Below are 15,520 nucleotides of genomic sequence, written 5' to 3'. Positions count from 1 at the left end.
AGTCCGCGAACGGTGGCCATCGAGCCTGACCAGCTAGACCAGTCTGGCCGCGAGCTAGCGGCCATGCTGAAGCACTTGCGGAAACAAGCCGGACTCTCAGGGGTTCGGCTTGCCGCACGTTGCAACATGTCTCAATCGAAGATCAGCCGCATTGAGGGGAACAAAGCTCGCCCGTCGCTACTCGATGTAGAACAACTCCTGAGGGGCCTTGAAGCGTCCCCTGCTATCGCTGCTGAGGTAATGGCTCTCGCGCGGATAGCTCAAACCGAGTGGCAAGACGGAAGGACGCTCCGCCGGAAGGGGCTGGACAAGAAGCAGGTACAGCTAGCCGGGCTCGAAGCCACTTCCACCATGTTCCGGTACTTCCTGCTGTCCATGATTACCGGGCTTTTGGCGACGCCTGAATACGTCCGTGCGAGCCTCTCCGCCGCACCCCCCGAGCAACAGGCCAAAGCCGTAGCTATGAAGCTGGACCGGCAACGAGTCCTCTTCGACCGGTCCAAGACGTTCACGTTCCTTCTCACGGAACAGGCCGTGCGCTATCCGCTCATCCCCCCGGATGAGCTAGCGATACAGATTGACCGACTGGCCTCTCTGAGCCGTCAGCCGAACATACGGCTAGGAATCATCCCCACAGGCACCCATCTTGGCCCCGGGGCCTTGAACACCTTCACGGTCTACGACGAGACGCTAGCCACCGCAGAACTCGACCTAGGCGCAATCGTGTTCCGCGACAGCCGGGACATTCAGCAACTCGTCCGACGATTCACCGGCTATGAAGAAGCGGCCCTCTTCGGGGACCCCGCAAGGGAGTGCTTGACGGCATGGGCCGAACACTGCCGTCAGTGATCTTTAGTCCAACACGTGCATAAATGTAGGGAGTTGTTGCTAATTGGACGACACTGGTCGGGCATCAAAGACGCTGCCGAAGAGGAGATGCCATGACCACACCTGCCAAGTACCCACAACCGCCTGTGGAACTGGCCGGGGCGGTCGAAGCGTTTTTGTACGACTGCGCCCCCGCAGACGGGTGCGGCGTGTGCACCGCGCTCATCGCTGAACTGGAAGCAGCCAAGAGGACCAAGAAGTGGAGCAAGGCATACGAGGCTGCGGCAGAGGTCCGGAACCACGCCGGGCACGCCACACAGGCGGGGAAGGCGTCGTGAGGATGGACGAGTGGCGCGGCGGCTGGAAGCGGGCCGAGGATGCCCACGCTTCGCTCATGGCAGCGTTCGAGCACGTGGGTGCCACCGAGACTCAGCTAAGACGGCTCCGGCCGTTGGTGAGCGGCCGGGGCACTCCGTGGGTTGATGTAGGCATGATTCCCGCATCGCTCGCTGAGAAGCTGGCGGAAGTGATCCGGGACTCTGAATCGAACCGTGTCCCGTGACGGCAGAGATCTACCGGGCCGACGAGTTAAGCCCTGACGAGACCATGGCCTCCCTGTACCGACTCGCGCTGAGCATTGCCGGGGAGAACGGCTCCATCATCAGCACGGGCGCCCGGGGCCTCGGTCCGTACGCCTTCATGGCGGAGGTCCGGCGTCGTGGCGTGGCCGTCAAGTTCCTCGACCGTCAAGAGCCGTGATCGAGTGGATTGATCCGCGCTATTCGGACGTAGTGGAGTTCTTCAAGAAGGCACACATAGGCGACTACTGGACGTGCCCCTGCATCCCCGAGGCATACCTAGAAGGCCCTCATGGACAGTGAGAGACCGAAGCCCGGCAAGCCCGGCCACTGTCACCCGTGCGGGGAGAGGCAGGAGACGGAGAAGGCCGAGAAGGAAGCCGGTGAAAACCGGCTCCCCCTCGGGGCGCTCCTGGTGTTCCTTGGTAAGGACACATCACGACCGGGCCCAAAAGCCGGTCCGAGGGTCAGTGGGACGGCTTCGGCAGGGGCTTGCCGTACCAGAGCTCGATGAGGCGGGCCGCGATCGAGATGCCGTACGGGGGCAGGACCTCGCCGGATTCGAAGGCGGCGGCCAGGTCCTCGCGGGAGAACCAGCGCGCCTCGTGGATCTCCTCGCCGTCCACGTTGATCTCGGACGAGGTGGCCTTCGCCATGAAGCCGAGCATCAGGCTGGACGGGAACGGCCAGGGCTGGCTCGCCACGTACTCGACCGGGCCGACGGTGACACCGGCCTCCTCGAAGACCTCCCGGCGCACCGACTGCTCGATGGACTCGCCGGGTTCGACGAAGCCCGCAAGCGTCGAGAAGCGGCCCTCGGGCCAGTGCACCTGGCGGCCGAGCAGCGCCCGGTCCTGGTCGTCGGTGACCAGCATGATCACGGCCGGGTCGGTGCGCGGGTAGTGCTCGGCACCGCAGACCGGGCAGCGGCGGATGTGTCCGGCCGCCGCGATCACGGTGCGTTCGCCGCAGCGGGAGCAGAAGCGGTGCAGGCGCTGCCAGTTCTCCAGGGCGACGGCGTGCGTCATGAGGCTCGCGTCGCGGGGCGAGAGCAGCAGCCCCGCCTCGCGCAGTCCGGCGGGCCGGGCCGACTGGTCCATGCGGCCGGGCAGCGCGTCCTTCTGGAGGGCGAAGTAGCTGACGCCGTCCTCGTCCGTGCCCAGGAAGTAGCGGTGGGTCTCGGTGACCGGGGCCTCGAAGGCCGGGGTCATCACGAGCTCGGTGCGTCCGTCCGCCCCGTCCGCGGGCTCGTCGATCAGTACCTGACCGCCGGAGACCACGAAGACCCGGGTCGTCGGATGACTCCAGGCGGCTGCCAGCCAGGCCTCGTCGAGGCGGTGGTGGGCCGCTCGGTCGATGCCGCTCGGCTCGGTCAGACCGATCGGCGTGGCGAGCCCGATCGGCCGGTCCGTGAAGGCTTCACTGCTGGTGGTGCTCACAGGTGCTTCCAACTCCCCCGGGTGGATGGTGTGTTCAGCGATTTCTGTCGGCCGGCGGCCGGGGCCGACGGCTCAGGCTGTGGTGGCGGCGAGGTCGCTCCACAGATGGGCCGTCGTCTCGACGCCCTTGAACAGGAGGCCGAGCTCGACCTTCTCGTTGGGCGCGTGCCAGCCGTCGGAGGGGACCGAGATCCCCAGGAAGAGGACCGGCGCCGCCAGTACGTCCTGGAGGTCGGCGGCGGGTCCTGAGCCGCCCTCGCGGGTGAAGCGGACCTTCGTGCCGAAGGCCTGCCCCATCGCCCGGACCACGGACTTGAGCGCCGGGTGGTCGAGCGGGGTGAGGCACGGCCGGGTGCCGGCGCTCCAGGTGATCTCGTGCCGGATCCCGGCGGGGACCTGCCCGGCGGCCCAGTCGGTGACGATCTTCTCGATGTGCTTCGGGTCCTGGCCCGCGACCAGCCGGAAGGACAGCTTCACCATCGCCGACGACGGCACGATCGTCTTGCCGCCGGGGCCCTGGTAGCCGCCGCCGATGCCGTTGACCTCGGCCGTCGGACGGGCCCAGATCCGCTCCAGGGTGGAGAACCCGGCCTCGCCGTGGGCCGCCCTCGACTTGGCGGTGCGCAGCCACTCGGCCTCGTCGAAGGGCAGCTCGGCGAACAGCTCGCGCTCGGCGTCGGTCAGCTCGACGATGCCGTCGTAGAAGCCGGGGATCCGCACGTGCAGGTCGGCGTCGTGCAGGGCCGCGACCAGGCGGGCGGCGGCCGTCGCCGGGTTGGGCACCGCGCCGCCGAAGGATCCGGAGTGGATGTCCTGGGCGGGCCCGTACAGCTGGATCTCGCACTCGGCGAGGCCGCGCATGCCGGTGCACACGGTCGGGGTGTCCTCGGACCACATGCCGGTGTCCGAGACGATCACGACGTCCGCGGCGAGGCGGTCGGCGTGCTGCTCGACGAGGTCGCGGAAGTGCGGCGAACCGGACTCCTCCTCACCCTCGATGAGGAGCTTGAGGTTGACGGCGGGGGCGGTGCGGCCGGTGGCGGCGAGGTGCGCGCGGACGCCGAGGGTGTGGAAGAACACCTGGCCCTTGTCGTCGGCGGCGCCGCGTCCGTACATCCGCCCGTCCGCGATCACCGGCTCGAACGGCTCGGTGTCCCAGCCGTCCTCGCGGGCCGCGGGCTGGACGTCGTGGTGCCCGTAGACCAGGACGGTGGGCGCGCCCGGCTCGCCCGACGGCCACTCGGCGTAGACGGCGGGCGCGCCCGGGGTGTCCAGGATCTCCGCGACCGGGAAGCCGGTCTCGCGGAGCTTGGCGGCCAGCCAGTCGGCGCTGCGGCGCACGTCGGCGTCGTGGTCGGGCTGGGCCGACACCGACGGGATGCGCAGCCACTCGGCGAGGTCGTCGAGGAAGGCGGCGCGGTGCTGCTCGATGTACGTGCGCACCACGGCGGTGGCGGTCTGGACGGCGCTGTCCGGGGTCTCGCTCATGCCCTTGAGCCTATCCGGCCGGTGGCGGTGGCCGGTCCTCCGGTCCGCCCTGCGGACCGCGCCCCAGCAGGATCGCCTCCAGCTCGGCCCGACCCGGCAGCCGCGCCGGACGGACCGTCTCACCTGTGCGTACGTACACGAACGCGGCCGTCACCGACGCCGGCGGGACGCCCAGCTGCTCGGCCCAGGCGACCCGGTAGACCGCCAGCTGGAGCGGATCGGCGGTGGCCTGACGCCCGGTCTTCCAGTCGACGATCTCGTACCTGGCGAGCGCTCCGTCGCCCTCTTTGTAGACGGCGTCGATCCGGCCCCTGATCACCCGGCCGGCGAGCGTCAGCTGGATGGGCGCCTCGGTGCGGAACGGGGTGCGGTCCGCGTACGGGGTGCGCTCGAAGGCCTCCTTGAGGGCGGCCAGGTCCCGCTCGTCCGCGATGTCGGCCTCGCTGTCGTCGGCGCCGGGCAGCTCGTCGGGGCCGAGCATGGGCAGCGGGAGCTCGTCGAAGCGGGACTCCACCCAGGCGTGGAAGCGGGTGCCCCGGCGGGCGGCCGGCTGCGGGCGGCGTGGCATGGGACGGGCCAGGTCCCGGGCGAACGCGTCGGGGTCGGCTGCCAGGCTCAGCAGCTCGGACGCGGTGAGCGAGGCGGGCACCTCGACCTCGCGGTTGGTGGCGCGGGCCCGGCGCAGCTCGGTGGTGAGCGCCTCCAGGTCGCGGTCCCAGGAGTGCAGGGTGCGGCGGTCCTCGGGGGTCAGGCGCGGGGCGGGGATGGCGACCGGCGCCTCGGCCGGGGTGTGGCCACGGGCGTCGTAGTCGGCGCGGGGTGGCGCGGTGCGGGTGTGCTCCGCGGGCTCCTCGTGCTCGATGTCGTCGCGGTACTCCATGCCGACGAACTGGTCGATCTCGACGAACTGCTCGGTGACATCGCCGTGCTCCATGTCGTCGAAGTGCTCCGTCGCGACGAGCTGCTCGGCAGGCTCGGACGTGGCCGGGCGCTCCGTGGGCAGCAGGTCCCAGTCGTCGGGGGCGAGGGCCTCCGGGTCGCCGAACTCCCCGTCTCCGTAAGGATCTCCGCAAGGCCCTTCCGCGTATTCGTCCTCCTCATGGGGTTCATGGGGCGCGCTCCCACGAGGCGCTTCCTCGGAGGAGGAGGGCGTCACGTCGTCGAAGGGCGCGGTCCTCTCCAGGTGGGCCCGGACCCGTTCGGCGGCGGCCCGGCGGCGGGCCAGGGACTGCGGGTCGAGCGGGAGCGGCCAGGCGTGCGTGGTCGCCGACTCGTGGAGGGCCGGGTTCTCGGCGTCCTCGGCTGGCTGGTCCGCCCATGCCTCGATCTCGCCATGGCCCGCCACGCAGTGCTCGTACAGCGCGTGCAGGAAGTCGGAGGGGCCCCGGGGCCTCTTCTGGCTGGGGCCCCACCAGTGGCCGGAGCCGAGCAGCAGGGTGCGGGGGCGGGTGAACGTGACGTATCCCAGGCGGAGTTCCTCCGTGTGCTGGTGGTCCTTCATCGCCTCCTTGAAGGACTTGAGGCCCTTCGCGTCCCACTCCTCGACGCCGGGCAGCGTCGGGGCGTCACCGCGCAGCGCGTGCGGCAGGACCTTCGCCTGGGCGGTCCAGACCTCCCTCGACCGGGTGGACGGGAACGTGTCCGTGACCAGGCCGGGGACCGCGACGACGTCCCACTCCAGGCCCTTGGACTTGTGCGCGGTGAGGACCTTCACGGTGTTCTCGCCGCCGGGCAGCGCGTTGTCCAGGCCCTTCTCGTACTGCGCGGCGGTGCGCAGGAAGCCGAGGAAGGCGAGCAGCGAGGCCTCCCCGTCGAGGGCCGCGAAGCTCGCCGCTATGTCGAGGAAGCCGGAGAGCGTCTCGCGGCGCCGGGCCGCCAACGCGTGCGGGGACGCGGAGAGTTCGACCTCAAGGCCGGTGACGGTCAGGACGCGGTGCAGTACGTCCATCAGCGGGTCGGCGAGCGAACGGCGCAGGTCGCGCAGCTCGGTGGCGAGGCGGGCGAAGCGGACGCGGGCCTCGGCGGAGAAGGGCAGGCCGTCGTCCTCGGCGCCTTCGAGGAAGGTGTCCAGGGCGTCGGCGAGGGAGATCACCTCGGCCGGGTCGACGCCTTCGACCGCGTCCGCGAGGCGCTGGTCGGGGTCGTCGGAACCGGCTCGGGTGCGACGCACCAGATCGCGGGCGCGGCGGCCGAGCAGCGCCAGGTCACGGGGGCCGATGCGCCAGCGCGGGCCGGTCAGGACGCGCACCAGCGGGGCGTTGGCGCCCGGGTCCTGGAGCACTTCGCAGACCGCCACGAGATCGGCGATCTCCGGCAGGTGCAGCAGGCCGGAGAGGCCGACGACCTCGACCGGGATGTCCCGGGCCACCAACGCGCCCTGGATCTGCGGGAAATCGCCGGCCGTACGGCACAGGACGGCGATCTCGCCGGGCGCCTTGCCGGTGCGCACGAGGTGGGCGATCGAGTCGGCGAGCCACTCGATCTCCTCCTGGTGGGTGTCGAGCAGCGCGATGCGGACGCCGCCGTCGCGCTCGGCGCCGGGGGCCGGGCGCAGCGCCTCGACCCCTTCGTGCATCGAACGCAGCGGCGCGGCAAGGGAGTTGGCGAGGTCGAGGAGGCGGCCGCCGCTGCGGCGGTTCTCGGAGAGCGCGAAACGCGTGGCGGGGCGGCCGTCGGCGTACGGGAAGTGGCGGGGGAAGTCGTCGAGGTTGGCGACCGAGGCGCCGCGCCAGCCGTAGATGGCCTGGCAGGGATCGCCCACGGCGGTCACGGCGTGTCCCGTGCCGCCGCCGAAGAGCGCGGCGAGCAGCCGGCGCTGGGCCACGGAGGTGTCCTGGTACTCGTCCAGGAGCACCACCTTGAACTCCTCGCGCAGGATCCGGCCGACCTCGGGGTGGGTGAGCGCGAGCTCGGCGGACAGCGCGATCTGGTCGCCGAAGTCCAGCAGGTCGCGGCTCTTCTTGGCGGCCCGGTAGCGGCTGGTGAGGTCGAGCAGTTCGAGCCGGGCGGCGGCGGCCTCGGGCACCTTGCGCAACTCGGCGTTGCTGAGCTTGGCCCCTTCCAGGGTCCGCAGCAGCTCGCGGTCGTACGCGGCCAGGCGCTCCGGGCGTACGAGGTGTTCGGCGAGCTCGGCGTCGAGCGCGAGCAGATCGCTGACCAGGGAGGCGAACGACTTGGTCAGCGTCGGGTAGGGCCCCGGGGCCTCGCGGAGCACGCGGGCGGCGAGCTGGTAGCGGGTGGCGTCGGCGAGCAGCCGCGAGGTGGGCTCCAGGCCTATGCGCAGGCCGTGGTCGGTCAGGAGCCGGCCCGCGAAGGCGTGGTACGTGGAGATGCCGGGCTCGCCCTGCTCCGGCTCGGGGGCGTCCGGGTCGGTGATGCCGGCCCGGATCAGCGCGGTGCGCACGCGCTCGGCCAGCTCGCCGGCCGCCTTGTTGGTGAAGGTCAGGCCCAGGACCTGCTCGGGTGCGACCTGGCCGGTGCCCACCAGCCACACGACCCGGGCCGCCATGACGGTCGTCTTGCCCGAGCCGGCTCCGGCCACGATGACCTGCGGGGCGGGCGGCGCGGTGATGCAGGCCGTCTGCTCCGGGGTGAACGGGATGCCGAGGAGCTCTTTGAGCTGCTCGGGGTCGCTGAGGTGGGTGGGCACGTCAGGAAGGGTAGTGGGGGGTGCTGACAATGGGGGTGGTTGTGCAGGTGGGGGCGCCTGCGGCGGGCTGTGCCCCTCCCCGCCCCTTCCCGAAACCCTCCGGGGGTGGGGGGAAGGGAAGGGTGTTTCCCGGGGGTTCCGCCCCCGGACCCCGGCGGGGGCTTCGCCCCCTGCACCCCCTTCGGGGCTCCACCCCGGACCCCGGTCGCGCCTTGAGGGCGCTCGTCCTCAAACGCCGGACAGGCTGAAGTGCCCCGTGCGGGCCAGCACCGAGGCTTTTAGGGGCGCGGGGAACTGCGCGAGAAGCGACCACGGCCCGCGGACGGAAGCGGGGCGCGGGGAGGCCGCACGGCGCTACTCCACCACCTGCCGCCCCTCCGGCTGGGCCGTGCACGATGCCCGGAACGTGCAGTGCGTGCAGTGCGTTCCCGGGGTCGGGGTGAAGTGTTCGTCCAGGACCTTGCCCGCTGCCGTGGCCAGGAGGTCGCCCACCCATGCGCCCTCAAGGGGCGGCTGGGACTGGACCTTGGGGTAGGCGTCGCCGCCCTCGCGCTTGGGGGCGGCCTGGCGCAGGTGGACCAGTTCGGCGCCGCCCGAGTCGGGGCGGTGGCCGTCGAAGGCCTCGTCCAGGGCGCCCTCCCTGACCGCCAGCTGGTAGACGGCCAGCTGGGGGTGGGCGGCGACCTCGGCGGCGGTGGGCGGCTGCTTGCCGGTCTTGAAGTCGACCACGTACGCGCGGCCCTCGACGTCCTTCTCGACACGGTCCATGGAACCCCGGATGCGGACCTCGTACTCCCCCGCCTCCAGGGTCACGTCGAAGCCGTGCTCCGTGGCGACCGGGGTGCGGCCCGCGCGGTCCAGGGTGTGCCACTGGAGGAAGCGCTCCAGGGCGGCGCGCGCGTTCTGCTTCTCCTGGACGGACTTCCAGGGCGCGTCGAAGGCGAGCGCGTCCCACACCGAGTCGAGGCGTTCCATCAGGACGGCCAGGTCGGCGGGCGTACGGCCGGAGGCGACCTCGTCCGCGAGTACGTGGACGACGTTGCCGAAGCCCTGGGCGGCCGTGGCGGGCGCGTCCGCCTTCACTTCGCGGCCCAGGAACCATTGCAGCGCACAGGTGTTGGCGAGCTGGTCCAGGGCGCTGCCGGACAGGGCGAGGGGCAGCTCGCGGTCGCGCAGCGGGACCTGGGAGCGGGTCGGCTCGTGCAGGCCCCACCAGCGGTCCGGGTGCGCGGCCGGGACCAGTGGCTGGCCCTCGTCGTCGGTGAGCGCGGCAAGGCGGCCCAGGCGTTCGGCGGCGGCCTCGCGCAGCGCGTCGGAGGCCGCCGGGTCGACGGTGGTGGCGCGCAGCTCGGCGACGAGCGCCGCCACCGCGAGCGGCCGGCGCGGGCGGCCCGTGGTGTCACGGGGTTCGACGCCTAGCTCGGTGAGGAAGCGCGACGGCTGGTCGCCGTCGTCGGCCGGAGCCTTGACCGCGGTCACCACCAGGCGGTCGCGGGCCCGGGTGGCCGCGACGTAGAAGAGGCGTCGTTCCTCGGCGAGGAGCGCGCCCGGGGTGAGCGGTTCGGCCAGGCCGTCGCGTCCGATCCGGTCGGCTTCGAGGAGCGAGCCGCGGCGGCGCAGGTCGGGCCAGAGCCCTTCCTGCACCCCGGCGACCACGACCAGGCTCCACTCCAGGCCCTTGGAGCGGTGCGCGGTCATGACGCGTACGGCATCGGGACGGACGGCCCGGCGGGTCAGGGTGTCGGCCGCTATGTCCTGCGCGTCCACCTCTTCGAGGAAGTTGAGCGCGCCCCGGCCGCCGGTGCGCTCCTCGGCACGGGCCGCGGTGTCGAACAGGGCGCACACCGCGTCGAGGTCACGGTCGGCGGCCCGGCCGCCCGCGCCGCCGCGCAGCGCCGCGCGTTCCAGGCGCCCCGGCCAGGGCGTGCCGTTCCAGAGTTCCCACAGCGCCTCGGCCGCGGTGCCGCCGCCCGCCAGGAGTTCGCGTGTCTTGCGCAGCAGAGCACCGAGACGCTGGGCGCCGCGCGCATAGGAGGGGGCGTGTGCGACGAGCCGTTCGGGTTCGGCGAGGGCGCGGGCGAGCAGCACGTCCGAGGGCGCCGGGAGCCGGGTGCCCGCGGCCCGCTCCTCGTCGCGCAGGGCCCGGCCCAGGCGCCGCAGGTCGGCGGTGTCCATGCCGCCGAGCGGCGAGGTGAGCAGGGTGTGCGCGGTCTCGGGGTCGAGCCAGGAGGGCGCCGCGGCGGACGGGTTCGCCGGGCCCCTTCGGGGGTGCACGAGGCTGACCGGGGTGGGAGCGTCCGGGGCCGAGGCGTCCGGGGCTGCCTCATGCGAGGGGACGGCCTCGGCCCCGGCGGCCTCCGCCGAGGGGGCGGCCTCGGTCCCGGCCGCCTCCGCCAAGGGGACGGCCTCGGCCCCGGCCGCCTCCGCCGAGGGGGCGGCCTCCTTCACGGCGGCCTCCGCCACCACACGCAGTGCCGCGAGCAGCGGTCCGGCCGCGGGCTCGTCGCGCAGCGGGGTGTCCGCACCGGAGGTGTCCACGGGGATGCCCGCCGTCGTCAGGGCGCGGCGCAGCGCGGGGATCGCGCGGGTGCCCGCGCGGACCAGGACCGCCATCTCCTGCCAGGGGACGCCCTCTTCGAGGTGGGCGCGGCGCAGCAGGTCGGCGATGTTGTCCAGCTCGGTGGAGACCGTGGGGTAGGTGTACGTCTCGACCCGGCCGCCGGTGCGGGTGGGCCGCAGCGCGCGGTGTGCGCGGACCTGCTCGGCGGGTAGCCGCGGCAGCGGCATGCGGCGGGTCAGGAGCCGGGTCGCGTCCAGGAGCGCGGTGCCGGAGCGGCGCGAGGTGGTGAGCACCTCGACGGGCGCGGGGCGGCCGTCACCGCGGGGGAAGGCGTCGGGGAAGTCGAGGATGCCGTTGATGTCGGCGCCGCGGAAGGTGTAGATCGACTGGTCCGGGTCGCCGAACGCGACCAGCGTCCGACCGCCGCCCGCAAGGGCCCGCAGCAGCCGGACCTGGGCGGGGTCGGTGTCCTGGTACTCGTCGACGAACACCGCGTCGTAGGAGGGCAGCGCGATGCGCTCGGCGAGCAGCACCGCGCGGTGCACGAGTTCCGCGTAGTCCAGGACGCCCTGGAGGTCGAGCACGTCGAGGTACTCGGCGAGGAACGCGGAGGCCGCCTTCCAGTCCGGGCGCCCCGCGCGCTCGGCGAAGCGGGCGAGCGCGGCCGGGCCGAGGCCGAGTTCACGGCTGCGGGCGAGCACCGCGCGCACCTCGTCGGCGAAGCCGCGCGTGGTGAGACAGGCCCGCAGTTCGTCCGGCCAGCCCACATGGGCGAGCCCGGTGCGCTGGAGGTCGATCTGGCCGGCCAGCAGATCGCGTACGGCGACGTCCTGTTCGGGGCCCGAGAGGAGCCGCAGCGGCTCGCGGAACAGCTCGGCGTCCTGGTGCGCGCGCACCAGGGCGTAGCAGTACGAGTGGAACGTGGTGGCCTGCGGGCTCTTGGCGCCGGCGCCGAGCCGCAGCGCCATCCGGTCGCGGAGTTCGACCGCGGCCTTGCGGCTGAAGGTGAGCACCAGGACGCGCTCGGGGTCCGTGCCGGCCGCCACCCGCGCCGCGACCGCCTCGACCAGGGTGGTGGTCTTGCCGGTGCCGGGCCCCGCGAGCACGAGAAGCGGACCCGAGCCGTGGTCAACCACCCTGCGCTGGGGTGCGTCAAGGAGAGGGGGCTCCACCGGATCCGGCAGGGTACGCACCAGCCGGTACGCGCCGGGGGCCGCCCGGCGTACCTGGTGGTACGCCGTACGCCCGGTGGAGGAGGAGTTCACGTGGATCGCCGGTCCTGGTGGGTGTGCTGGTCGTGATGGTGCTTACGGGGCCCGCGCGGTCGGCGCGGACCCTCGACGGTACGCCGAACCGTGCCCGGAACGCAGCGAGTCATCCGTACGGTCCTCAGGCCGCCCCCGGCGTGGCCGGATGGCGGAAGCTGTCAGGTATGAGCCGCCCCGCCGCCGAGTCCGCCCGCCGCGCCGGAGCCGTCCCAGCGCGCCCGCCGCATGTCGAGCCGCGGCAGATGGCCTTCGGCGGACCGGCCCGCCTCGCGCAGCGGGGTGGTCTCGTCCCGGTAGTGCTCCAGGGCGCGCAGCTCGTGGCCGGGCAGCAGCGCGCCGTCCGCACGCACCACGCGCCACCACGGGACCGCGCTGCCGTACAGCGCCATGACGCGGCCGACCTGGCGCGGGCCGCCCTCGCCGAGCCACTCCGCCACGTCCCCGTACGTCATCACCCGGCCGGGCGGGATCCGCTCGGCGACATCGAGGACCCGCTCCGCGTACTCGGGAAGCTCGGGCGGTGCCTCGTCCGCCCGATCCCGCTGCTCCTGGCTCATCCGCTCCATACTGCCGCACGCCACCGACAGTCGCCCCGGCTCCGTCCCCTTGCGGGTGTGATGCGGTCGCGGAGCGGCGAAAGGGCGCAACTCACACCGCGCACGCCCCGGCAATGCACCCTGATGCCCCCCTCGGATCTCTGGACATGCCACCATCATGCGGGCGGTGAGCGGTGATACGAGACAGAGACAAGACGGACGAGCCAGCGAAGGAGCGGGGCGTGCAGCCACCCGAGGCGGCGGCAAGCAGCACCCCGGGAACGGGGCGGGAGCCCGCCTCGTCCGAGGCCCCCGGGCCGGCGGACGGGACCGGGGCACCGGGCGCGCCGGCCGGCCACGGAACGGGCTCCGAAAGCACCGGGAAGGGCCCCGGGAGCGACGGCGGGCCGGCGGCCTCCGAACCGCCCGGCCCCGCCGAACCCCCCGGCCCCTCCGAGCCGCCCGAGGGCCCCGCCGGGTCAGGGCCGACGGAGTGCGGCACGGGCGGCGGCGCCACCCTGTGCGACGACACCTCCGGCTCCATCGAACGCGTCTCCGTGGACGAACCGCTGCTGCCCGCACGCGTGCACCGTCCCTCGGACCTGCTCCGGCTGCTCACCGGTGTGCTCGCGATCGCCGTCGTCCTCGCCATCGCCGCGTTCGCCCACGGCACCACGTCCGGTCTGGAAGACGACATCACCAAGGGCACCACCGGCACCCCGGACGTGCTGATCCGGCTCGCCGGCCTCGCCTCCAGCATCGCCGTGCTCGTGCTGCCCGTCGCCTTCGCCATCGAGCGGCTCATCAAACGCGACGGCCTGCGGATCGCCGACGGTGTGCTCGCCGCGGTGCTCGCGCACGGCGTCGCCCTCGCGACCGACCTCTGGGTCGCCAAGTCCGCGCCCGGCTCGATCACCGAGGCGCTGACCCGGCAGACGACGGCCGGCGGCCTCACCGACCCCGTGCACGGCTATCTCGCCCCGGTCATCGCCTATATGACGGCGGTCGGCATGGCCCGCAGGCCGCGGTGGCGGGTGGCGCTGTGGGCGGTGCTGCTGCTCAACTCCTTCGCGGTGCTCGTCGGCGCGCAGACCACCCCGTTCTCGATCATCGTCACGATCCTGATCGGCTGGACGGTCGCGTACGGCACGCTCTACGCGGTCGGCTCCCCCAATGTGCGGCCCACCGGCCAGACCCTGCTCGCGGGCCTCAGGCACGTCGGCTTCGACCCCGTGACCGCGCTGCGCGCGGAGGACGTACCGGACTCCCTCGACCAGGGCGAGCGGGGCCGGCGCTATCTGGTGACCCTGCGGGACGCCCCGCCCCTCGACGTCACGGTCGTCGACCGCGAGCAGCAGGCGCAGGGCTTCTTCTACCGGGTCTGGCGCCGCCTCACCCTGCGCTCCATCACCACCCGCCGCTCCATCCAGTCCCTCAGACAGGCCCTGGAGCAGGAGGCTCTTCTCGCGTACGCGGCGATCGCGGCCGGGGCGAACGCGCCCAAGCTGATCGCCACCTCCGAGCTGGGCCCGGACGCCGTGATGCTGGTCTACGAGCACACCGGCGGCCGCTCCCTCGACTCCCTGGACGACAAGGAGATCACCGATGATCTCCTGCGCGAGACCTGGCGTCAGGTGGAGGCGCTCCAGTCCCGCCGGATCGCCCACCGCAGGCTGGCCGGGGACGCGATCCTGGTGGACCGGGCGGGCCGGGTGATCGTGACCGATCTGCGCGGCGGCGAGATCGCGGCCGGCGACATCGTGCTGCGGATGGACATCGCCCAGCTGCTCACCACGCTCGGCCTGCGGGTCGGCGCCGAGCGCTCGGTGGCCTCCGCCCTGGACGTACTCGGCCCGGACGCGGTCGCCGACAGCCTTCCGCTGCTCCAGCCCATCGCGCTGCCGCGTTCCACCCGTGCCACGCTGCGCAGGCTCGGCCGCGAGCAGGCGCAGCGCGAACGCGAGGCGGTCCTGGAGGCGTCGGACGCGGCCAGGGAGGCGAAAGCCGCGGAGGCCGCAGCCGCGAAGGCCGCGGCGGCGCACCCCGAGGCCGTGGCCGCGCCGGACGACCGCAAGGCGGTCAAGGCGGAGAAGAAGGCCGAGAAGGTCGCCATCGACGAGGCGCTCGACGAGGCGCACGAGGACGATCTGCTCACCCAGATCCGCCACCAGGTGCTGCTGATCCGGCCGCAGGCTCCGGTGGAGCCGGTCCGTCTTGAGCGCATCAAGATGAAGACGCTGATCAGCTTTGTGGCGGGAGCGTTCGCCGCGTACTTCCTGCTGGTGCAGCTCACCAACATCAAGTTCGGCGATCTGGTCGCCAACGCGCAGTGGGGCTGGGTGGCGGCGGCCGTGCTGTTCTCGGCGCTGTCCTACCCCGCCGCCGCGGCCAGTCTGCTCGGCTTCGTCCCGGAGCGGGTGCCGTTCTGGCGGGCCGTGGTGGCGCAGGTCGCGGGCTCCTTCGTGAAGCTGGTGGCGCCGGCCGCGGTCGGCGGCGTCGCCCTCAACACGCGCTTCCTCCAGCGCGCGGGGGTACGGCCGGGGCTCGCGGTGGCGAGCGTGGGCGCGTCGCAGCTCTTCGGGCTCGCCTCGCACATCTCGCTGCTGCTGATCTTCGGGTACGTGACCGGAACCGAGCAGACCTCGGAACTCTCCCCGTCCCGCACGGTGATCGCGGGTCTGCTCACGGCGGCCGTCCTGATCCTGGTCGTGACCGCGGTCCCGTTCCTGCGGAAGTTCGTGGTCAGCCGGGTCCGCTCGCTGTTCGCGGGAGTGGTGCCGCGCATGCTGGACGTGCTCCAGCGGCCGCAGAAGCTCGTCACCGGGATCGGCGGGATGCTGCTCCTGACCGGTGTGTTCGTGATGTGCCTCGACGCGTCGATCCGGGCCTTCGGTACGGGGAGCGAGCACACGCTGAGCTACGCGAGCGTGGCGGTCGTCTTCCTGACGGCCAACGCGCTCGGTTCGGCGGCGCCGACGCCGGGTGGTGTCGGCGCGGTCGAGCTGGCGCTGTCCACGGCTCTGACGATCGCCGGCATGACCGCCGAGACCGCCACCTCCGCGGTGCTCCTGTACCGCCTGCTCACCTTCTGGCTGCCGGTACTGCCGGGGTGGCTGTGCTTCAACTACCTCACGCGCAAGGGCCAGTTGTAGGCCCCCATCCCGACTCCGGCCC

9 protein-coding genes are annotated in these 15,520 nt (G+C 72.6%); 4 read left to right on the top strand and 5 right to left on the bottom strand.

The features are described from left to right. Positions 1-12: 12 nt before the first annotated feature. The 3 genes from CG740_RS11700 to CG740_RS11685 all read left to right on the top strand — a co-directional run bounded on the left by CG740_RS11700 (position 13) and on the right by CG740_RS11685 (position 1,587). Positions 13-849: a helix-turn-helix domain-containing protein gene (locus CG740_RS11700; RefSeq protein ID WP_100574981.1), complete on the top strand. Its 837-nt coding sequence runs from the start codon at positions 13-15 to the stop codon at positions 847-849. Positions 850-941: 92 nt separating this feature from the next. After that, on the top strand, positions 942-1,166 hold the full coding sequence (locus CG740_RS11695) for a hypothetical protein (RefSeq protein WP_100574980.1): 225 nt from the start codon (positions 942-944) through the stop codon (positions 1,164-1,166). A gap of 220 nt (positions 1,167-1,386) precedes the next feature. Continuing rightward, positions 1,387-1,587, top strand: a complete 201-nt coding sequence (locus tag CG740_RS11685) for a hypothetical protein (protein ID WP_100574978.1) — start codon at positions 1,387-1,389, stop codon at positions 1,585-1,587. A gap of 286 nt (positions 1,588-1,873) precedes the next feature. Here CG740_RS11685 and nudC read toward each other — a convergent pair whose 3' ends face one another. From nudC to CG740_RS11660, 5 genes are all read right to left on the bottom strand, one after another. Then, on the bottom strand, positions 1,874-2,845 hold the full coding sequence (gene nudC, locus CG740_RS11680) for an NAD(+) diphosphatase (RefSeq protein WP_234376199.1): 972 nt from the start codon (positions 2,843-2,845) through the stop codon (positions 1,874-1,876). A gap of 72 nt (positions 2,846-2,917) precedes the next feature. Continuing rightward, positions 2,918-4,333: a dipeptidase gene (locus CG740_RS11675; RefSeq protein ID WP_100574977.1), complete on the bottom strand. Its 1,416-nt coding sequence runs from the start codon at positions 4,331-4,333 to the stop codon at positions 2,918-2,920. A gap of 10 nt (positions 4,334-4,343) precedes the next feature. After that, positions 4,344-7,982: an ATP-dependent helicase gene (locus CG740_RS11670; protein WP_199846411.1), complete on the bottom strand. Its 3,639-nt coding sequence runs from the start codon at positions 7,980-7,982 to the stop codon at positions 4,344-4,346. Between the two features lie 354 nt (positions 7,983-8,336). Further along, complete coding sequence (locus tag CG740_RS11665; RefSeq protein ID WP_100574975.1) at positions 8,337-11,807, bottom strand: ATP-dependent helicase; 3,471 nt, start codon at positions 11,805-11,807, stop codon at positions 8,337-8,339. A 161-nt stretch (positions 11,808-11,968) separates the two neighbouring features. Next, positions 11,969-12,367 (bottom strand): MGMT family protein, encoded by a 399-nt coding sequence (locus CG740_RS11660; RefSeq protein WP_275901278.1) that lies wholly within the window; start codon positions 12,365-12,367, stop codon positions 11,969-11,971. A gap of 221 nt (positions 12,368-12,588) precedes the next feature. Between CG740_RS11660 and CG740_RS11655 the strand changes: the two genes are divergently transcribed. Next, positions 12,589-15,498 (top strand): lysylphosphatidylglycerol synthase transmembrane domain-containing protein, encoded by a 2,910-nt coding sequence (locus tag CG740_RS11655; protein ID WP_442802819.1) that lies wholly within the window; start codon positions 12,589-12,591, stop codon positions 15,496-15,498. The last annotated feature ends 22 nt before the right edge of the window (positions 15,499-15,520 follow it).

The sequence above is a fragment of the Streptomyces sp. CB01201 genome (genome assembly GCF_002803085.1).
GTDB classification, from domain to species: Bacteria; Actinomycetota; Actinomycetes; order Streptomycetales; family Streptomycetaceae; genus Streptomyces; species Streptomyces hundungensis.
Note: the sequence above shows the minus strand (reverse complement) of the source record. Positions and strands in the feature narration are given on the sequence as shown.